Annotated in this window: 18 protein-coding genes and 1 tRNA gene; 6 read left to right on the top strand and 13 right to left on the bottom strand. The window is 33.0% G+C overall.

Features of this window, described 5'->3' with window-relative positions; genetic code table 11:
- The first annotated feature begins 27 nt into the window (after positions 1-27).
- Complete coding sequence (locus ACVCXO_RS10970; protein WP_452229633.1) at positions 28-759, top strand: Bax inhibitor-1/YccA family protein; 732 nt, start codon at positions 28-30, stop codon at positions 757-759.
- A gap of 36 nt (positions 760-795) precedes the next feature.
- Here the strand turns inward: ACVCXO_RS10970 and ACVCXO_RS10965 are convergent, their stop codons facing one another.
- The 5 genes from ACVCXO_RS10965 to ACVCXO_RS10945 form a co-directional block, all read right to left on the bottom strand.
- The gene (locus ACVCXO_RS10965; protein WP_452229632.1) at positions 796-1,272 is read right to left on the bottom strand and encodes a hypothetical protein; all 477 of its coding nucleotides are present in this window, start codon (positions 1,270-1,272) and stop codon (positions 796-798) included.
- A gap of 44 nt (positions 1,273-1,316) precedes the next feature.
- Positions 1,317-1,991 (bottom strand): T9SS type A sorting domain-containing protein, encoded by a 675-nt coding sequence (locus ACVCXO_RS10960; protein WP_452229631.1) that lies wholly within the window; start codon positions 1,989-1,991, stop codon positions 1,317-1,319.
- A 136-nt stretch (positions 1,992-2,127) separates the two neighbouring features.
- The gene (locus tag ACVCXO_RS10955; protein WP_452229630.1) at positions 2,128-3,264 is read right to left on the bottom strand and encodes a tetratricopeptide repeat protein; all 1,137 of its coding nucleotides are present in this window, start codon (positions 3,262-3,264) and stop codon (positions 2,128-2,130) included.
- The gene (locus ACVCXO_RS10950; protein ID WP_452229629.1) at positions 3,257-4,678 is read right to left on the bottom strand and encodes a M56 family metallopeptidase; all 1,422 of its coding nucleotides are present in this window, start codon (positions 4,676-4,678) and stop codon (positions 3,257-3,259) included. The genes ACVCXO_RS10955 and ACVCXO_RS10950 overlap by 8 nt, the downstream gene beginning before the upstream one ends.
- Before the next feature lies 1 nt (position 4,679).
- The gene (locus ACVCXO_RS10945) at positions 4,680-5,039 is read right to left on the bottom strand and encodes a BlaI/MecI/CopY family transcriptional regulator (protein ID WP_452229628.1); all 360 of its coding nucleotides are present in this window, start codon (positions 5,037-5,039) and stop codon (positions 4,680-4,682) included.
- A 120-nt stretch (positions 5,040-5,159) separates the two neighbouring features.
- On the opposite strand from ACVCXO_RS10945, the gene ACVCXO_RS10940 reads away from it, so the two are divergent.
- Complete coding sequence (locus tag ACVCXO_RS10940; protein ID WP_452229627.1) at positions 5,160-5,669, top strand: DUF456 domain-containing protein; 510 nt, start codon at positions 5,160-5,162, stop codon at positions 5,667-5,669.
- Between the two features lie 279 nt (positions 5,670-5,948).
- Here the strand turns inward: ACVCXO_RS10940 and ACVCXO_RS10935 are convergent, their stop codons facing one another.
- From ACVCXO_RS10935 to ACVCXO_RS10900, 8 genes are all read right to left on the bottom strand, one after another.
- Complete coding sequence (locus ACVCXO_RS10935; RefSeq protein ID WP_452229626.1) at positions 5,949-6,623, bottom strand: DNA-binding response regulator; 675 nt, start codon at positions 6,621-6,623, stop codon at positions 5,949-5,951.
- 18 nt (positions 6,624-6,641) lie between these two features.
- Positions 6,642-8,651 carry an ATP-binding protein gene (locus tag ACVCXO_RS10930; RefSeq protein WP_452229625.1) on the bottom strand — a complete coding sequence of 670 codons (2,010 nt, stop codon included), beginning with the start codon at positions 8,649-8,651 and terminating at the stop codon, positions 6,642-6,644.
- 130 nt (positions 8,652-8,781) lie between these two features.
- Positions 8,782-8,949, bottom strand: coding sequence for a hypothetical protein (locus tag ACVCXO_RS10925; protein WP_452229624.1), 168 nt, complete (start codon positions 8,947-8,949; stop codon positions 8,782-8,784).
- A gap of 794 nt (positions 8,950-9,743) precedes the next feature.
- A tRNA-Asp gene (locus ACVCXO_RS10920) sits at positions 9,744-9,817 on the bottom strand.
- Positions 9,818-9,898: 81 nt separating this feature from the next.
- Positions 9,899-10,828 (bottom strand): DUF58 domain-containing protein, encoded by a 930-nt coding sequence (locus ACVCXO_RS10915; RefSeq protein WP_452229623.1) that lies wholly within the window; start codon positions 10,826-10,828, stop codon positions 9,899-9,901.
- 343 nt (positions 10,829-11,171) lie between these two features.
- A complete protein-coding gene (gene trxA / locus ACVCXO_RS10910; RefSeq protein ID WP_452229622.1) occupies positions 11,172-11,489 on the bottom strand; it encodes a thioredoxin in 318 nt (105 codons plus the stop codon).
- Between the two features lie 215 nt (positions 11,490-11,704).
- Positions 11,705-16,090 (bottom strand): DNA polymerase III subunit alpha, encoded by a 4,386-nt coding sequence (gene dnaE, locus ACVCXO_RS10905; RefSeq protein ID WP_452229621.1) that lies wholly within the window; start codon positions 16,088-16,090, stop codon positions 11,705-11,707.
- Between the two features lie 140 nt (positions 16,091-16,230).
- Entirely contained in the window at positions 16,231-17,280 is a 1,050-nt protein-coding gene (locus tag ACVCXO_RS10900; RefSeq protein ID WP_452229620.1) for a DUF6252 family protein, read from the bottom strand.
- Between the two features lie 135 nt (positions 17,281-17,415).
- On the opposite strand from ACVCXO_RS10900, the gene ACVCXO_RS10895 reads away from it, so the two are divergent.
- The 4 genes from ACVCXO_RS10895 to ACVCXO_RS10880 all read left to right on the top strand — a co-directional run bounded on the left by ACVCXO_RS10895 (position 17,416) and on the right by ACVCXO_RS10880 (position 20,690).
- Entirely contained in the window at positions 17,416-17,922 is a 507-nt protein-coding gene (locus ACVCXO_RS10895) for a 30S ribosomal protein S16 (protein WP_452229619.1), read from the top strand.
- Positions 17,923-18,115: 193 nt separating this feature from the next.
- Positions 18,116-18,646, top strand: a complete 531-nt coding sequence (gene rimM / locus ACVCXO_RS10890) for a ribosome maturation factor RimM (RefSeq protein ID WP_452229618.1) — start codon at positions 18,116-18,118, stop codon at positions 18,644-18,646.
- A gap of 39 nt (positions 18,647-18,685) precedes the next feature.
- Entirely contained in the window at positions 18,686-19,399 is a 714-nt protein-coding gene (locus tag ACVCXO_RS10885) for a tRNA1(Val) (adenine(37)-N6)-methyltransferase (RefSeq protein ID WP_452229617.1), read from the top strand.
- 112 nt (positions 19,400-19,511) lie between these two features.
- A complete protein-coding gene (locus ACVCXO_RS10880) occupies positions 19,512-20,690 on the top strand; it encodes an acyl-CoA dehydrogenase family protein (protein WP_452229616.1) in 1,179 nt (392 codons plus the stop codon).
- The last annotated feature ends 471 nt before the right edge of the window (positions 20,691-21,161 follow it).

The raw sequence follows: 21,161 nt of genomic DNA, 5'->3' as shown, positions 1-21,161 counted from the left end.
TAGTTTTACACGAAATATGAATACACTATGCGTTTAGATAAAACATCCAATCCTGCTTTTTCTAATTACTTTTGGAAGGATAAAAAATCGTCTGCTCCTAAAATGACAGTTTCTGGTATTGTTATTAAATCGCTTTTTTGCATCGCTATTATTGCAGTAATCACCGTATATGTTTGGAGTCTTTACAGAGCTGGCTTTGACATGCAATGGTTTCTTTATGGCGGAATAATTTCTTCTATAATTATTAGCGTCATTATATCTTACAAACACAATTGGGCTCCTTTTTTGGTGCCTTTATATGCCATTGCCAAAGGTTTCTTTTTAGGAGGAATAAGTAGTTTTGCGCATGCCAAATTTCCGAATATGCCTTACCAGGCAATTGGTGTTACTATCATCACTTTTTTTACCATACTTTTGCTGTATCAAACTAGAATTATAGTAGTTACACAAAAACTAAAAAGCATTATTATCACCGCGGCTTCCAGTATATTTTTAGTATATATTATTTCTTGGATTTTAAACTTTTTTGGATTTCAGTCCTTTATTTGGGGGACTTCTTTAATCGCTATTGCATTTAATGTTATTGCTGCAATTGTAGCTTCATTAACACTACTTCTAGATTTTCAATATATAGAAAGACAAAAAAATAGCGCTCCAAAAAGTAAAGAATGGCTTGCCACTTGGGGCCTTTTAGTTTCTTTAGTTTGGTTGTATGTAGAAATTTTAAGGTTGATGAAAAAGCTAGCGATTAGGTATTAAAAATCCTTCCGAATTTCAATTTCAAGAATTAAAAAATCAATCTACTTGAATTTTAATAGGAAGTGTAAACTGCGTTTTTACTTGTTGTCCTCTTTTAATTGCGGGATATATCTCCGGAAGAAAATCTAAACTTTGATGTAATAAAACTTTCATATTGGGGATTTCTAGAATCGTTACAGAATCCATTTTCGCATCCATAAGATGTAACTCGCCAGTTTCAGAGATTTGAAAATGCACTAAAATAGTATCTTGAATGTCTTGCGTCACTACTATTTTCTCTGCAGCTAAATGCTTATAAATAGCTTCGGTTAAGGTATTTTGAAAACACTTTTTCTTGTTTTCTTGATCTGAAGAAGTAGTACAGGTTTCAAAACTTGGGTACACGTCCACTTCATTCCAGTTAAACGTTTGTAGTTCTTCTTCAAGAATAGCTTCTGAAGATGTTTTCTTCACATTAAAATAGTTACAGGAAGTTACTCCTAAAAACAATAAAAAAAGCAGAATCCTTTGCATATGTTAAAGAAAACCGAAATGTACAATTTATAAATTAAATGTGATTATTTCTTAACCACAAACATACTAGAGTGCGCGTTAGAACCTTGTTGGATCTTTAAAACATACACACCATCTTCTAAATTTTCTACAGAAATAGCTTTTGTAAGGTTGTTATTTAATTTGGCGTTTTCTTCGCTAAAAAAACGGACTCCATTTAAATTGAAAATTTCAAAAGTATAGTTTTCTTGAACGGCTTCCTTAAAGGTTACATGTAGGTTTTTAACTGCAGGATTAGGATAAATCGCTATGCTTTCCTTTAAATTAAAAGTATCACAACACACTTCTTGTTTTACTATTTTTGAAGTTTTGGCGTCTAAAACTACTTGTGTAGAATATACCTTTGCATTTCTTTCATAAACCAAATGAATTTCCTGAAATGGTTTGCTTTTTGCAACAATATCTATAAAGTGCTTAGGAAACTTTATTTCTATATCCTCTGCATACAATATCAAATCATTAACTTCTAAAACAGATTTGTCTGCCGCAGAATTAGTTACTATTTCAGCAATATAAGCTCCTTTATCTCCACAATTTGGTTTTAATCGCACGCCTAAAAGCGCTCCTGTATATTCTGTTTTTTCAACAACACACGTTTGCTGGCAATTTAAATTTACTTGCGAAGACACCGTTATTGTACAAAATAACAGCCCAATTATAAATAGTACTTTATTTCTCATTCTACGAAATAAATAAAAAAAATAGATTTTAACGCTACAAAATTCCGAATTATAAAAAAAACAAAGGAAATGCACGAAAATACGATGAAGTACCTTTATCCAATATTGGATAGTATAAAAACACAATTTTACAATTTTAATTTTCTATGGTATTAAATTCTTCGGACTTCAATTGGGATATTCGCTGTTCTACAATGGAAGAATATATATTGTTAGGAAAACTATTTTCAAAGGCTTGAAAGGCTTCTAACCTGGCTGTTACATCTTTATAATACTTATCTTTTGCCATTACCATAAAAAAACATGCGCGCATATTACCTGGATTTTCATGTATCACCGTATTTAAAATAGCTATAGCTTCCTTATATTTTTTTTGCTGATTGAGTACAACCGCTAACTGTATAAATTTATCATCCAATGGAATATCGAATAAATCCAGAGCCTGCTTCATATACTTTTCTGCTATTTCAGGATTTCCTTTCCTATCATACATTTGACCTAATATAAATACATTTGAAGCATTTTGAGGTTCCATTTCTAAAGCAATCAAAAGGTGTTCTATTGCTTTATCATAAGCATCGATTTTAGCGTAACTAAAACTCAATTTTTCATATATAAATAAAGAAGTTTCATTTAAATTAATTAATCGAACCAAGCTTTCTATTGCCTTTCTATATTCTTCTTGGCTATAATAACTTTGCGCTTTTAGGCTGATAAGCTCTGCATTATTAGGATATGTTTGTAGTCCAATATTGGTATACTTTTCTACAAGTGCATAATTTTTATTTTTAAGCTGAAACTTAGCCAATTGATAAATAGCTTTTTGGTGCGTGCTATCTAATTGATACGCACTATAAAATCTATTCTGACTAGAAGAATCTTTTAATTTTTCTAAAACTAAACCTAGTTGATAATGATACTCTGGATTTTTATAATCTAAATCTATAAGCTCATAAAACAAACCAGATGCTGCATTAAATTTTTTTGTTTTTGCTAATAGTTTAGCATATTGATATTTCGCTAATTGATTTTCTGGACTAAAAAGAGCATCTCGTTTGTAATATTTTAAAGCTTCCTCATGGTTCCCTATTGCTTGATATGCTTGCGCTAATTTATAAGATACTTCTTGTTGTTTTTTATGTAGCTTATAATTTGTTATAGCAAGAGAATAATTACCATAAACATATAAACTATCTGCAATTTTTAAAACCGAAGTTTGCGCTTCGGTTTTAAAAATTATAAATAGACAAAAAAAGGAAAGAAGTTTATTCATTTATTTGAAACTGTATTGGAAATCCGTAAGGAACCGACACCGCTTTACCCAGATGCATACCCGGTTTCATTTTAGGTAATAAGCTTACAATTCTAATCGCTTCTACTTCTAATTTTGGATGTGGTGCTCTTGCTTTTACATCGACTACATCCCCGTTTTTATCTACTATAAACTGAACGCTAATTCTGTGTTTCCCTGATTTTAATCCTAATTCTTGCGCTAAACCTATATTAAAGTTCTTGTTTACAAAATTGCTAATTTTTCCAGCCATACATTTCTTTCTTTCCTTGTTATCTACTTCTCCTTCACATCCAGGAAAAACAGGAACGTTTTCTATAACGGAAAAAGGGACCTCATCACTGCTAGTAATGCTAGATGCACTAATACTTCCAGAACTTGTTTTACCATTATCTTCAACATTGGCTTTAAATTCGTCAATAATATATTCTGCTAGTTCCAGACGCTCTGCTTTTGTTAATGTACTATTTTCTGTTTGTAATTGGTTTCTAAATTTTTCAACCACTTGCTCCATATCCTGATCTAATGGTACTGCTGTTCCTTCTTCTTGTGAACAGGAAGTGTAAATTAACATGCACGCAAGTACTGGCAATAGCATAGCATACTTGATAAGGTTTCTCTTTTTTGATTTTGATTTTTGTAACATAACGATTCGTTTTTTGATTAATGATTGTTTGAAAAATGGATTGACTAATGAGATTTGTTTCACATTAAAAATTTGTGATAATAAATTCTCATAATATTTCTTGTTATTGTTTTTAGCTGCTTTTTTGTCGGCAATAAACTCATGCACGTTTGCTATTCTATTTTGATACATATAAACCATTGGATTATACCAGAAAAGAATTCGTAATATTTCAAAAAACAATAAATCTAAGGTGTGTTTTTGTAGTACATGAATTTGCTCATGTTTAAAAATTGCATCATGGTCTTTCTCTTCAATATCTTCACCCAAAAACACATAATTAAAAAAGGAAAAAGCGGTATTACTTTCTTTTAATCTTACAACTATTAAATTCCCTTTTTTATATCTCTGATTATCAATAATCAACCGTATTATTTGAATGATTTTATAAGCAAATACGAATGCTGCAATACAGATCCCTATGTATAAAATATAATTCCAAATCGCATACACGTCTTGATTTACAACCGTTATTGCATTGACATTATTAGCATCACCTAAAATGACTTCTGGAAGTAGTATTCTATATTTTTGAGTAACTATATTTTTAAAACTTTCCATTTGAATAAAAGGCAATATCAAAGAAAGCAATCCCGTGGATAACAGATATATTCTATTATAATTAAAAAAGGTTTCTCTTTTTAAAAACAGATCATAAACTACTAAAAACAGCAATTGAAAAACGATGGTTTGTAATATATAGTGCAACATATTATTCTTGTTTATCTATTTCTTTAAGTACCGATTCTAAATCATTTAAACTTATATCGTTCTTTTTCATAAAAAAAGAAACCATGCTTTTAAAAGAGCCTTGAAAGTAATTATCTACTAATTTATTTATAGATTGATTACTGTATTCCTGTTGTTGAAGCAATGGGAAATAAATATGTCCTTTTCCCTTTTTTTCATAATCTACAAAGCCTTTACTTTCTAAAATCCTAACAATTGTGGATACTGTATTATACGCTGGTTTAGGTTCTGGAAGCTCCTCAATTATTGCTTTTACATTCGCCTTTTCAAGGTGCCAAAGTACTTGCATTATATCTTCTTCTGCTTTTGTAAGTTGCTTCATATTTATAACTAACTTTTTAGTTCAACAATACAAATATAACTAATTTTTTAGTTTGAACTAATTTTTTAGTTACAAAAATGTAACATTGTTTAATTATCTTCGTCTTATAAGAAAAAATACATGGATATATTTTTAGCCTTTATGGGCTTTCTATTTATAATTATTGGACTCGTTGGTAGTTTTCTTCCTGTGCTTCCTGGCCCACCAATGAGTTGGATTGGACTTTTACTTTTACATCTTACCACAGCGGTACCAAATGATCAGTGGTTTTTGGTTATTACCTTAATAATAGCACTACTTGTTTTTGCTTTAGATTATATCATACCTGCGCTTGGCACTAAAAAATTTGGAGGAAGTAAAATGGGCATGATTGGTACTACTGTTGGCTTATTGATTTCTATATTTTTTCCAATATTTGGTGTTTTTGGTATTATAATTTGGCCTTTTGTTGGTGCACTTATAGGAGAACTACTTAATAAAGCAGATTCTAAAACTGCCATAAAAGCGGCTTTTGGTTCTTTTTTAGGTTTTTTAACAGGAACTTTTTTAAAGTTTATTGTTGCTATCGTTTACTTTGGATTTTTTATTATGACTTTTTGGGAATATAAAGCCAGTATTTTCAGCTTTTAACAAACACGTGGGAATAGAAAAAGTCTTACAATTTCATAAAAATGAAATTATAAGACTTAGTTCATGCTATAATCAACATAATTTTATCTGAGGGGATTAACTAACTATGCGTTGTTGATAGTACTAAGATAGATATAATATACAGAACACGCTTACGGAAAAACCGTAATTGACTTACGGAAAAACCACACTATTCAAGCTTTTCAAGACTTTGAAGGTTTCAAAAAAATGAATAAATTTCAAAAATTAACATTTAGAAAAAGATAATTCGCACAAAAATCATAGAAAACCTTTATTTCTAGCTTCCTTTAGTAAGGTTTCATCTTGGCTATCTGTGATAGAGAAAACTTCTTTTAAGCTCTTTTTTCTTTTTTCAACAGAACTAGTAGAAATACCAAGATGTTTTGTTAAGCTTTTTGTTTTTATCCCTTGAGAAAGTAGATACAAAATTCTTCGATCAATGTCGTCTATTTCAATTTCAGATTCTAAAGCTGTTTTTAAATATTTGGTAACCGTGGTGCTATAAAATGGAGGATTATTTAAAACGGCCTGAAATGCACTAGCCAATTCTCTAGAAGTTAAATCACTTTTTATAACAAAACCTTCCGGTTTAATTTCTTTAATGATATTATGTATTCTATATGGCTCGTTAAACATGGTAAGGATAACAATTTTAGCATCTGGCAAAAGGTCTCTAGCGTATTTAGAAAGGTCTTCTCCCGAAGTTATGGTTCCGTCAGACGAAGGAGGTAAGCTAATATCCATAAACAAAATATCATAAGGACTTTCCTCCTCTTTAGACTTTTGCATTAACGCTATAGATTGATCGCAGGTATTTGCAATATCTATTTGCAATTCTTGGGTTTCTTTTTTGGTCGCTAACAGTGTGTTTTGATAACCTTCTATAATCATAGGGTGGTCATCTGTCATTAATATTTTAATTATTTCTTGCATTCAGTTAGGGCGTTTTTGCTAGATTGGAATTTTAATGGTAATGGTTGTTCCTTTATTTATTTGCGATTTAATTTTTAATACTCCTTTAATTTCTTTGACTCTGGAGGTAATATTTTTAATACCAATTCCCTTTTTGGATTTGCTTACTTCAAAACCAGAACCATCATCTGAAATTGCGATACAAATTACATTATTTTTTATACTAAAGCTAATTTCTACTAAGGAAGCATTAGCGTGTTTATATATATTTTGAAGGGATTCTTGTAATATTCTATAGATATGAATTTTAGTTTTATTGGTAACATTATCCCAATGTATAGAATCACTGTGGATAAGCTTATAGTCTAACTCATAAGCTCTTGTTTGCGTTTCTAATAATGCCTTAATAATATCTGCAAAACCGGACCCGGAAACAAAATCGGTATTTAACTCATGAGACACTTTTCTAATTTCCTGCTCGATAGCTTGTAACTCATCTATATAATTCTCTCTAGACTTCATCGCATCTTCGGTAGTACTCCTATTTAAACTATCTAAACTCAGCCTAGTTCCAAAAAGTCTTCCTAAAATACCATCGTGAAGTTCTTCAGAAATTCTTCTCTTTTCGGTACTTCTAGCTTCATCAATTTTATCTTGTTGTGAAAGCATGAGATTATAAATTTCTTCATTCGTTTCTTGCTGTTCTTGAACAAACCTTAATTCTTTATTTTTAGAGCGTTGTGTAATTACCACATACAATAGAGCAAGCGTTACAAACAAACCTATGGAGAGCAATAAAAACAAAAATCGTTCTTTGGAAACTTGCTCCTTTTCTGCTTTTATTTGATCTGTTTCATAATCTATTCTTGCGAATTTATTCCTAATAGAGCGTTCTGCTTTTTGTAAACTATCGCTTAATTTTATATAGGCATCTAGACTTGTTTTAACTTTTTCTCCTGTTTCAATTTTCGATTTTAATAGAAGTGCTTCTAATATCGTTTCATTTGCTACTAATTCTTTACCAATTTGATACGCATTATCTACATAATATCTAGCGCTATCTAGATTTTTAGTTTCTAAATAAAATTCGGATACATCCATACTAATAGATAAAAGGCCAACATCATCGGCTTCTTTTTTACTAATAGCGTACGCTTTATTAAATAATTGATGCACTTCGCTATTGCTAGCTGTTTTATTAATAAATTTTGCATTAGCCAATCCAGACAGAATTATAGAATAAGAAGTTGGATCATACTCAAAAACAGTAGTATCTTTATATAACTTTTCATAAAGTCTTTCTGCTGTAATATAATCTCCTTTTCTTCTATACAAAGCAGCTATATTGATATTAGAAAACAATCTTTTCTCGTAAGAATCCTTCATTCTATCACAAATAGCAAGTGTTTTATTATAATATTCTAATGCCTTCTCATACTGTTCTAATTCGGCAGAAACTATTGCTATTAGATTATTTGCGTACCATAAGGTTTCTAGGTTATAATCGTTCTCAGGCAACTGTTCTATTAAAGCAATGGATCGAATAGCATTGTTTTCACAACCTATATAATCTCTTTCCGTTTCTTGTATATCTGCCATGTTGGCTAATACTTCTCCTTGATTCTTTATATCCTCTAAAGATTCAAATAATTTAACGGCTTTAAAATAATAGTAATAAGCACTATCATGCTTCTCATTGATATGGTGATACAAACCAAGAATATTGTTTGTATTTGCAAGCGCTATAGAATCTTGTATTTTAGTTGCTAATTTTAAATTTTCATGATTAATTTTAAATAACGAATCATAGTCTCCATGGATAAGAAACAGGTAAGAGAGCACCCTTTTGCTAGTTAACACCGTAGAGTCCTGATTGGTAACTATAGAATTCTTAATCGCTTTTCTAGCATATTCAAAACGCATATCAACTTCAATCTCGTTGTTATTCGCAAGATTTCGTAATATAACAATACTATCTACTTTTTTATTTTGAGAAAATAAATTAGATGCATACAGCACTGTAATGATAAAAAGTAAAAGTTTATTCAATGACTTATTTATGTATTAAATCAAATTTATACTTTTTTAATTAAACAGCATTCAAAATAAATAAATAGCTAAATAAAAAAGGGGTTTCCATATCTCTTTAGAAACACCCTTTTTTTAAAAATAATATATTTTAACTTTGTTGTGGAATTTTAATTCCTTTTTTTTCTTTTTTAAGAGTCACTTTTACAATAGTCTCGCTATTTTTATCTTTTTCGTGAGCTGGTTTGTCTTGTGGAGTTAAAGATGCGAAGATTGCACATACTACTGCTACTAATACTGTAATTTTTAGGGATTTCATTTTATTTAATTTTATAGTTAATAATCTTTTATATATACTTTATACAAAGCATCTGCTAAGGCAAATATCTTTATACAAGAGAAATAGAAAACTTACTGTAAAAAAACAAAGTAGACACTAAATCTATTTTGAATTTATTGAGGGAATAAATAAAATGAATTAAAGAACCTTAATAGGTTGATTTCTAATTTTTTGAAAAATCCAATTAAGGTTATCAAATATATAGAAATACTAAATTAAGAAAACAAAAAATACGACAAAACGCTTATTTCGTCGGTCAAATGTACAATTTATATTTATATTGTGCAAAAAAAGTATTTAAAATCCAAAAGCAACCCAATTTCACAAGTAAAACAAGAAGGCTATGTATTGGTTTCATTATGTAAACCACTCCATAGACCTAAACACCTATCAAACAACACAATATATTTAAACAAAAAAAATCTAATTTACTAGCTTCTTTTACTTGGGAGACTTTGAAATAGGGCTTTATAAATACCTCCATATTTTGTAGTTCCATACTTGAAGACTTGCATTATTCTAGAACGTAAATTGACTAATGATAAAATCTTAAACCCGAATGAAGGCATTCAGGTTTAAGATTTTATATAATTTATATAGAAATAGAAAATGCTTTAAAATAAAAAAGCTTCACAATTTCACAAGTGAAAAAGGAAAGCTTTCCATCGGTTTAACTACTTAAACCATTGATAGACTTTAACATCTATCAAACAACACAACTAAATGGTATTGCTAAAAAAAGCTTCTCCGAAGAGAAGCTTTAGCAATTTTCGCGGTCTGGACGGGACTCGAACCCGCGACCCCCTGCGTGACAGGCAGGTATTCTAACCAACTGAACTACCAGACCGTTGCTTTATTGCGAGTGCAAATATACATTGCTTATTTAGTATTTCAAACATTTTTTAAGGTTTTTTTTAAAAAAAAATCATTAAATAAAATTCCGTCGCTCTATCATGTAGGTTGTCAGTATATTATCATAATTTTTATTTATGTCTGCTTCCACATATTTTATTCTGTATTGACCACATTTCAATCTTAGGGTATCAAAATATTCTGAAACTGCCTTTTCATAATTGGTTTTTACCGTTTCTGAGTATAAATTTATGTACTCTCCAGTTTCCACATCCATAAAACGCTTTGGTTTGTTATCGAAATCGAAGCTTAGCTCTTTCTTTTTATCAAATACATGAAATAACACTACTTCATGTTTATTATGCTTTAAATGGCGTAATGCTTCAAATAGCTTCACTTCATCTTCACTAGTTTGAAACATATCTGTAAAAAGGAATATTAAAGACCTTCTATGCATCTTTTCAGCTATTAGGTGTAAATAGTTGTACGTTTCGGTTTTCTTGTTTAGCGCCTTTGTAACTACCGCATCACTAAGTTGACCTAGCAACATTTGATGATGACGTTCGCTTCCTTTTTCTGGCGCATAAAAATCATACGCATCACTATAAATACTTAATCCTACTGCATCCCGTTGTTTTTTTAACATATGCATTAATGATGCAGACGCTAATGCAGAAAAAGCCACTTTATTTAAATGGTTAATAGAAAAATCTTGCATTTCAGGATAATGCATAGAACTACTATTATCTAGAATAATATGACAACGCAGATTCGTTTCGTCATCATAACGTTTGGTGTATAGCTTATCTGTTTTTGCAAAAAGCTTCCAATCAATATGTCTAGTACTTTCACCTTGATTGTAAATTTTATGTTCTGCAAATTCTGCTGAAAAGCCGTGAAACGGACTTTTATGCATACCAGAAATAAAACCTTCTACCACTTGCTTGGCAAGGAGTTCCAGGTTTTTAAATCCGCCAGCTTTATTAAGTTCGTCTCTTAAGTTCATTTTATATGTGTTACTCTCCTCCTTTTTTAAGAAGGAGTGGCTTTATACAAAAGCATAAAGTCGAGGTGGTTTGCGTTAAGGATTGCAGCGATATCCTTTTTATTTGTCTCTTCGAGCATTACCTTCAAACAACATATATTTTGTTTGAAGGTAGCTAGTATAACTAGTCGAGAAGTAGTCAAATAAAAAGATTTAGCCCATTCGACTCCGCTCAGGATAAACTCCAAGCCTGGTTTTCTTTTGCTTTTTTTGCAAACGAAAAAACGCCATAATTATAATAGCCCTAAACTAAAAAAGGTTTGCCATAACAGCAAACCTTTTATCTTTTCTTTTACTTTATATACTATAAAAGCGCATCGATTGCCTCTGCATACGCAGTTTTTGGAGCAACACCTACTTGACGACCTACAACTTCTCCGTTTTGAAAAATTAAAACCGTTGGTATGTTACGCACACCATATTTGGCTGCAAATTCTTGGTTTGCATCTACGTCTAACTTACCTACAACTGCTTTACCGTCGTATTCTGTGCTTATTTCGTCAATGATTGGTCCTACCATTCTACATGGTCCACACCAAGCTGCCCAAAAGTCAACCATTACTGGTTTGTCACTTTTTAATACTGTTTCTTCAAAGTTTGCATCTGTGATTTCTAATGCCATAATTTTATGTTTTAATTGAGTTTTACTTCATGTTAATATGCAATATTAGTCAAAAATTTTGCCAAAGCTTACAAACTGCCAATTTGTTCTATTTATCGCTTTATTGGTTATGTCTATATTCGTTTTTTATTTGGGCGCATAAACCAGGCTTTCCACTATATCTTTTTTGCTTTTAATAGCAAAAAAGGATGCCGCATCCATCCTTTGCGCGCGTTCTAATTCAACTTATAATACACCTGTTGATCATCTAATTCATTCAACAATTCTTGACTTACTTTTACTTTCTGTTTTCGGCTAATCATAGGAAGCTTTATTTGTTCGGCATTATCATAAACCACAAAATTTAACGCTTGATTTCCAGGATGCATTTGTAATAACTCCTTTAGTTTTCTAATTTTTTCGACTTCTAATTCTTTAATATTTAATTGAATAGATAGCTTTTTAGCGTAGGTTTCCATCACATCGTGCAACAGCTGAAAACTATTAAATTGCATTCTAGGATCACTTTTCTTTCCGGTGTCTTTATTCACCCAACCTTCACGGATAAATATTTTCACATACACAAAATTGTTTTGCATTAAAAAATGTCTAAATTTTAGATACTCTTCCCCAAACATTCGAAACTCAAAACTATCGGTATAATCTTCGATAGTAAACATCGCCCAACCTTTCCCTTGTTTACTTACGCGATGTTGTATATCTCTAACTACACCACCAAAAGTAAGTTCGCGATTTACATAAGTATCTAGATCATTAAATAACGAAATATTGGCATTACAGAAGGTTTTCATTTCTGTTTTAAAGTCATCTAAAGGATGTCCCGAAATATAAACACCTACTACTTCTCTTTCTTGCGCTAGTTTCTCCATGGTTCCCCATTCTTCACATGGCGGAATTTCGGGCTCTGCTATTTGCACATCACTAGCGGCTCCAAACAAACTTACCTGTGCTGAGTTTTCATTCTCTTGGTGTTTTGCACCATATTTTACGGCTTTTTCTAAAAAGGTAATGCCGTCGCCTTCATCATGAAAATATTGCGCTCTATGCGCATCTCCAAAACCATCAAATCCTCCTGCTAATGCTAAGTTTTCGAAAGCTCTTTTATTTGCTGCACGTAAATCGATTCGTTTTGCTAAATCGAAAATGGACTTATAGGGTTCTTTCTCTCTATTATCTACAATGGTTTTTACAGCACCATGACCAACCCCTTTAATTGCGCCCATTCCGAAACGAACGGCATAATCTTGATTTACAGAAAACTTATAGAAACTTTCATTGACATCTGGACCAAGAACATTTAATTTCATACGTTTACATTCTTCCATAAAGAAGGTAACCGATTTGATATCGTTCATATTATTTGAAAGTACCGCTGCCATATATTCTGCAGGATAATGTGCTTTTAAATATGCGGTTTGATAGGCAATCCAAGCATAACATGTGGAATGCGATTTATTAAAGGCGTAACTTGCAAAGGCTTCCCAATCCTTCCAGATCTTCTCTAGTTTTTTGGCATCATGCCCTTTCGCACTTGCTTGCTCAATAAACTTTGGTTTCATCTTATCTAGAACCGCAATTTGCTTTTTCCCCATCGCTTTACGCAGTACATCGGCTTCCCCTTTCGTGAAATCTGCTAGCTTTTGGGAAAGTAGCATTACCTGCTCTTGGTATACTGTAATACCGTAGGTTTCTTTTAGATATTCTTCCATGGCTGGAAGGTCATATTCTATCTCTTCATCTCCATGTTTACGTTTTACGAAACTAGGAATATATTCCATTGGACCAGGACGATACAATGCATTCATGGCAATTAAATCTTCAAAAACCGTTGGTTTTAAATCTTTAAGGTGCTTCTGCATTCCTGGCGATTCATATTGAAAAACACCAACGGTTTCTCCTCTTTGGAAGAGTTCGTAGGTTTTTACATCATCTAAAGGAAAACTATCTGGATCTAATAGAATATCATGTTTTGCCTTTACAATCTTTACGGTATCTTTTATTAAAGTTAAAGTCTTTAACCCCAAGAAATCCATTTTTAATAGTCCGGCATCTTCTACAACCGAGTTATCAAATTGTGTGACATATAAACCAGAATCTTTTGCTACAGAAACTGGAACGAACTTGGTAATATCATCTGGTGTAATAATTACACCACAGGCATGAATTCCGGTATTACGAACCGAACCTTCTAGTGTTCTTGCTAGATTTACGGTTTCGGCAGGTAAATCATCTCCATCCGAAATATTTAAAAGTTCATTTACTTTTTCTAAATCTTCCGCACGAAACATGCTTTTCAGCTTCTTTTCGTCGGCTCCAAAAATCTTTCCTAATTTAGACATATTAGGAATTAACTTAGCTATTCTATCCGCATCAAATAATGGTAAATCTAAAACACGTGCAGTATCACGAATAGAAGATTTGGCAGCCATCGTACCATAGGTAATAATTTGCGCCACCTGATTGCTTCCGTATTTCTCGATAACGTAATCCATCACACGACCACGACCTTCATCATCAAAATCGATATCAATATCCGGCATACTTACACGATCCGGATTCAAGAAACGCTCAAAAAGCAAGTTATACTTTAAAGGATCAATGTTGGTAATCTTTAAACAGTATGCTGCCACAGAACCTGCTGCCGAACCACGACCAGGACCAACAGAAACATCCATATTTCTGGCTTCGCGGATAAAATCTTCTACAATTAGGAAATACCCAGGATATCCGGTTTTTTCAATAACGCTAAGCTCAAAATCCAAACGCTCTACAACTTCTTCTGAAAGTTCTTCGCCATAGCGCTTTTTAGCACCTTCATACACTAAATGTCTAAGGAATTTATTTTCACCACGTTTTCCGTTATCGGCTTTGTCTTCTTCAAAAACAAATTCTTCTGGAATATCAAACGCCGGCAATAATACATCACGAGCCAACTGAAAAGGTTCAATTTTATCTACAACTTCCTGTATATTTGAAATCGCATCCGGAACGTCTTTAAACAATTTTTTCATGGCATCAGGAGACTTGAAATAGTATTCCTGATTTGGCATTCCATATCTATAACCACGTCCTCTACCAATAGGAGTCGCTTGTTTTTCACCATCTTTTACACACAGCAAAATATCGTGTGCATTCGCATCTCCTTTTTTACAATAGTAGGTATTATTGGTAGCTACGAGTTTAATATCGTGCTTCTTAGCGAAATTAATTAAAACAGGATTCACTCTGTTTTCGTCATCTTGATTATGACGCATTAACTCTATATATAAATCATCACCAAACAGTTCTTTCCACCATAATAAGGATTCTTCCGCTTGATTTTCTCCTACATTTAAAACCTTACTTGGTACCTCACCATAAAGATTCCCTGTTAAACAAAGAAGGTCTTCCCTGTATTCTTCTATCAGTTTTTTATCAATTCTTGGCAAATAGTAAAATCCATTTACAAAGGCATGCGACGATAATTTGGCTAAATTGTGATACCCCTTTTTATTTTTAGCAATAAGTACAATTTGATACCCATTATCTTTTCTAGTTTTATCTAAATGGTCTTCACAAACAAAAAACTCCACACCAATAATGGGTTTCATTTCGTTTAATGTTGCCGCATCTCCTCTTGCTACAGCTTCTTCATTTTTAGCTTTTACACTTTTATTATGATTGTTTACCGCTTTCACAAAATGAAAAGCCCCCATCATATTCGCATGATCTGTAAGTGCGACTGCAGACATATTATATTCTGCTGCGGAAGCCACTAAATCTGGAACACTAATAGTAGATTGTAATACCGAAAACTGCGAATGATTATGCAAATGCGTAAAATCTACAGTTTGCAGACTCGCTATATTTTCTTTTATTTCTTCGGAAGAAATATCTGTCGCTTGTGCTTTTTGTAATCGCTCATTAATCTTAGCACTTTCGCGCTTCAGATTAATATGTTTTAAACCTATTAACGCTATGGTTTTTGGATTCTCTTCGGAAAACTTCTGAAAATAATCATCGGGAACATCTAACTGTTCTTGTGTATATTCTTCTCTTCTAACTAACTCAAAAAAGCAACGCGTGGTTGCCTCGACATCGGCAGTTGCATTATGCGCTTCACCAAAAGGAGCATCAAATAAAAACTGATGCAACTCGGTTAAGGTTGGTAATTTAAATTTACCGTATCTACCACCTGGAAGCTCACACAGACTTGCGGTATGTTCGGTACAGGTATCTAAAACAGGAAGTTCTTGTAATGGATTTGCTACGTTTCCACGAACAAACTCCGCTCCCATAATATTCAGGTCAAACTTTACATTCTGTCCAACAACAAACTTCGTTTTACCTAAAGCCTCATTAAATTTTTCTAAAACGGTTGCTAAAGGCACACCTTGTTCTTGTGCTAGTTCGGTAGAAATACCATGAATTTTCTCTGCATCATACGGAATATTAAATCCTTCTGGCTGTACTAAATAATCCTGACTTTCGATACAGTTTCCCATAGCATCGTGCAGTTGCCAAGCTATTTGTATACATCGAGGCCAATTATCGGTATCGGTAATTGGAGCGTCCCAACGTTTCGGTAAACCAGTAGTTTCGGTATCAAAAATTAAGTACATAGAGGTGTTTTCTTATAAATAAAAGAGAACGATAAAATTACGAAAAATTGACCTTTTAGCGGCGGAAAGTTATAAACAGTTTTAAACAAAAAAAAGCGCAACCAAATGGATTGCGCTTTTAAATATATATTTTAAATCTTTTAGTTACAAGAATACCCTGCCCCTTCTAGTGCTTGCATATAAGCACTAAAAGAACCTCCTGGAACATCTAAAGTAGATCCCGGAGCTCCAGCAATAGACACCGTCATTGTCCCATCACCATTATCACAATATTCTGTATCTGGAAATGAAGTGATAGAACAGGTTTGACATACGCCAGGAGTTGTACCTACACCACAATCCAAACCGTCTATTATATCTTGTAAGGTATTTGTATCATCACCACAACTAGTAATTTGTTGCTCTAATGTTGTTTTATACGCATTACACACGGAAGCAAAATCAGCACTTGAGCTATCCGTAACATCGTAAATTGCAAAAGCTGCATCGGTATTAGCGGTAGCTACATCACAAGGAAGTGTACAATCTAAACCATCTATAATATCTTGTAAAGTATTTGTATCATCACCACAACTAGTAATTTGTTGCATTAATGCCGCTTTATACGCATTACACGCAGGAGGATAATTGGAACTAGTATTATCTGTAGCATTATAAATTACTAAAGCCGCTTCGGTAGCAGCAACCGCATCATCACAAGCAACAACAGTAGAACCTCCACCTCCAGAAACTGGGATTTGGTAAAAAACTCCTTGACTGTAATTCACTTTATTCAAACCAGAGTCCGAAAATGCATTAAACCAAAATGTACCCGACACTTTATTACCAGAATCTGCATAATCTGTAATTACAATTTCCCCATCCGCCGGATAAATTTGAATAATTTCATCTGGCTCATTATTTGTAGAATGCATCACATCTTGAATACTTGTAAAAACAGCTTCACTAGCACTTCCTTCTCCTAAAACATAAGTACCAACAGCCGCTCCTATTTTTAAGGTAACGATTTCACTTCCTCTCCCTCCGTTAATGATTAACTGTCCGCTACTATTAATTTCAGCACTATAATAATCTGCTTTCCATAACGTACCATCTTTTTTACCTTGTAAAGCTGGCGTATTAGATTCAAGTTCTTCACCACAACTCACCATAAATAAAGCGGAAATAACAAATAGGAATATCTTTTTCATAAATTTTATATAATTTGAGAGCATAAAAATAGCATAAAAAAATGATTAATATAAAAAGTTGAATATAAATTATTTATAGTATCTTTGCACACTTATTAATAACCAGAGGTCGAGAACCTCAATGAATTAATTATTATGCCTGTAAAAATTAGATTACAAAGACACGGTAAAAAAGGAAAACCTTATTACTGGATCGTAGCAGCAGATGCTCGCGCGAAAAGAGATGGTAAATACCTAGAGAAATTAGGTGCTTACAACCCAAATACTAACCCAGCAACTATTGAAATAAATGTTGATGGTGCAGTAACATGGTTAGAAAATGGTGCACAACCAACAGATACAGCGAAAGCTATTTTATCTTACAAAGGTGTTTTGTTAAAAAAACATTTAAAAGGTGGAGTAACTAAAGGTGCTTTAACAGAAGAGCAAGCAGAAGCGAAGTTTACTGCTTGGTTAGAAGAAAAAGAAGGTAAAGTTGGTGCAAAAACAGATGGTTTAGCTAAGGTGGAAGCAGATGCAAAAGCGAAAGCTTTTGAAGCTGAAAAAGCAGCTAACGAAGCTAGAATTGCAGCAGCAGCTCCAGTTGTAGAAGAAACTACAGAAGATGCTCCTGCAGAAGAAGCATCTAACGAAGAAGAATAAAAAAAATATTTTTTATACTTTTAAACTCCAATACAATTGTATTGGAGTTTTTTATTGGAAATAATGTTGTTTATTACATATATAAACACTCCACTTTTCAATCCATTTCAGGTGGAGCGCAGTCGAAACCTTTATGTTATACTAGTACGAAACACTTCGACTGCGCTCAGTGTGACAAAATAATTGCATTATTATGAAAAAAGAAGATTGTTTTTTTCTAGGTAAAATTGTAAAAAAATACAGTTTTAAAGGTGAAATTCTAGTAAAACTAGATACAGATGAACCAGATATTTATGATGGTTTAGAATCTGTTTTTATAGATTTAAGAGGAAACCTTATTCCTTTTTTTATTGAAAATGCACAATTACATAAATCGGAATTATTACGTATCAAGTTTGAAGACGTAAACACAGAAGAAGATGCAGATGCCATATTAAAGAGTAATCTATATTTACCTCTAGAATTTCTACCAAAACTAGAAGGTGATAAATTCTACTTTCATGAGATTATAGGTTTTACTGTAAAAGACACCAACTTTGGTGATGTTGGAATTATTACAGGAATTAACGACACCACAGCACAGGCCCTTTTTGAAATAGATAGAGATGGTATTGAAATTTTAATTCCGATGAACGACCATTTTATTAAAAAAGTGGATAAAGAAAATAAAGTAATTCTTGTGGAAACCCCTGAAGGATTGATTGATTTGTATTTAGAAGAATAATCCCATCCTAAATCCTTCCCAAAAGGAAGGCCTTTTATTATGAGCAAACCTTTTCAATTTAAAGAATTTCAAGTAAATCAAGATCAATGTGCTATGAAAATTGGTACAGACTCGGTATTACTTGGTGCTTGGACTTCTGTAAAACAAAACCCTTTTGCCATTCTGGATATTGGAGCAGGAACAGGTGTTCTGTCTCTTATGTTGGCACAACGCAGTCAAGCAGAAGTTATAGATGCGATGGAGATTGATGAAAATGCGTATGAACAATGTGTTGATAATTTTGAAAATGCACCTTGGGCAGACCGCCTTTTTTGTTATCACGCTGCTTTAGAAGAGTTCACCGAAGAGATTGAAGATAAATATGATTTGATTATATCAAATCCTCCTTTTTATTCCGAAGACTTTAAAACTGAAAACGTACAACGTGATTTAGCAAGGTTTCAAGATGCCATGCCTTTTGATCATTTAGTAGAAAGTGTTGCTTCCTTATTAATAGAAGACGGTATTTTCTCGGTTATTATTCCGTTTAAGGAAGAAGCAAATTTTATAGCGTTGGCTTCCCAGTCCAAATTATTTCCGAATAGAATTTTACATGTTCAGGGTTCGTCTACTTCCGAAATTAAACGAAGTCTTTTAGAATTTTCTTTCCGCGAAAGCGATATAGAGAAAGAAGAACTCATTATAGAAACCGCAAGACACCAATACACAGAAGACTACATAAATTTGACGAAAGATTTTTATCTTAAAATGTGATATTTATATTTGGCAATGAAAACGATTTCGTTACTTTTGTTAAACTTATAAAATAACGCCTTCTATTTTGGGTAATTCTCAAAAATTAGAAGCTTAAAATATCATAATTAGAATGAAAGCCGATTTATTCGAAGCACCAGATTATTACAACCTTGATGAATTACTTACCGAAGAGCACAAATTAGTTCGTGATGCCGCAAGAGAATGGGTAAAACGTGATGTTTCTCCTATTATTGAAGATTATGCGCAAAGAGCAGAATTCCCAACACAAATAGTTAAAGGATTGGCCGAAATTGGCGCTTTCGGACCTTACATTCCGGAAGAATATGGAGGTGCTGGATTAGACCAAATTTCTTATGGTTTAATCATGCAAGAGATAGAACGTGGTGATTCTGGAGTTCGTAGTACAGCTTCTGTACAATCGTCTTTAGTGATGTACCCAATCTGGAAATACGGAAACGAAGAACAACGCAATAAATACTTACCAAAATTAGCTTCGGGAGAATGGATTGGTTCTTTTGGATTAACAGAACCTGATCATGGTAGTAATCCGGGTGCAATGGTTACCAATTTTAAAGATATGGGAGATCATTATCTTTTAAATGGTGCAAAAATGTGGATTTCTAATGCACCTTTTTGCAATATCGCTGTCGTTTGGGCAAAAGATGAAAGCGGACGTATTCATGGTCTCGTTGTAGAACGTGGCATGGAAGGTTTCACTACGCCGGAAACACATAACAAATGGTCTCTTCGTGCGAGTGCTACTGGCGAATTAATTTTCGACAACGTAAAAGTGCCAAAAGAAAACTTATTACCAAACAAATCTGGTCTTGGCGCTCCTTTAGGGTGTTTAGATTCTGCTCGTTTTGGTATTGCTTGGGGAGCGATTGGTGCTGCCATGGATTGTTACGATACTGCTTTACGTTACAGTAAAGAGCGTATTCAGTTTGGTAAGCCAATTGGACAGTTTCAATTACAACAAAAGAAATTAGCAGAAATGGTTACCGAAATAACAAAAGCACAGTTATTAGCTTGGCGTCTTGGTGTGATGCGTGAGAATGGAACCGCTACCTCCGCACAAATTTCTATGGCGAAACGAAATAATGTGGATATGGCTTTAACGATTGCTCGTGACGCTAGACAGATGTTAGGTGGTATGGGAATTAGTGGCGAATATTCTATTATGAGACACATGATGAACTTAGAAAGCGTGGTTACTTATGAAGGTACGCACGATATTCACTTACTAATTACAGGAATGGATGTTACTGGCCTAAACGCCTTCAAATAGGTCGCTAAGCGACATTTGATTATTGCACTCTTGTGGGGTTGTTGCGGAAGTATATTGAGCGACATTTGATTATTGCACTCTTATGGGGTTGTTGCGGAAGTATATTGAGCGACATTTGATTATTCCACTCTTGTGGGGTTGTTGCGGAAGTATATTGAGCGACATTTGATTATTCTACTCTTATGGGGTTGTTGCGGAAGTATATTGAGCGACATTTGATTATTCTACTCTTATGGGGTTGTTGCGGAAGTATATTAAGCGACATTTGATTATTCTACTCTTATGGGGTTGTTGCGGAAGTATATTGAGCGACATTTGATTATTCCACTCTTGTCTAGTCCTAAATAATCAATACAGATTATTAAAGATTAAAAATAATTAATTAAACCTGAACAATAGATTTATTGTTCAGGTTTTTTGATTTATATGTTTTTCTTTTTAGAATATTTTGTTGATGCATTTTCTCAGGTG

Source organism: Lacinutrix sp. MEBiC02404 (assembly GCF_053601575.1).
Note: the sequence above shows the minus strand (reverse complement) of the source record. Positions and strands in the feature narration are given on the sequence as shown.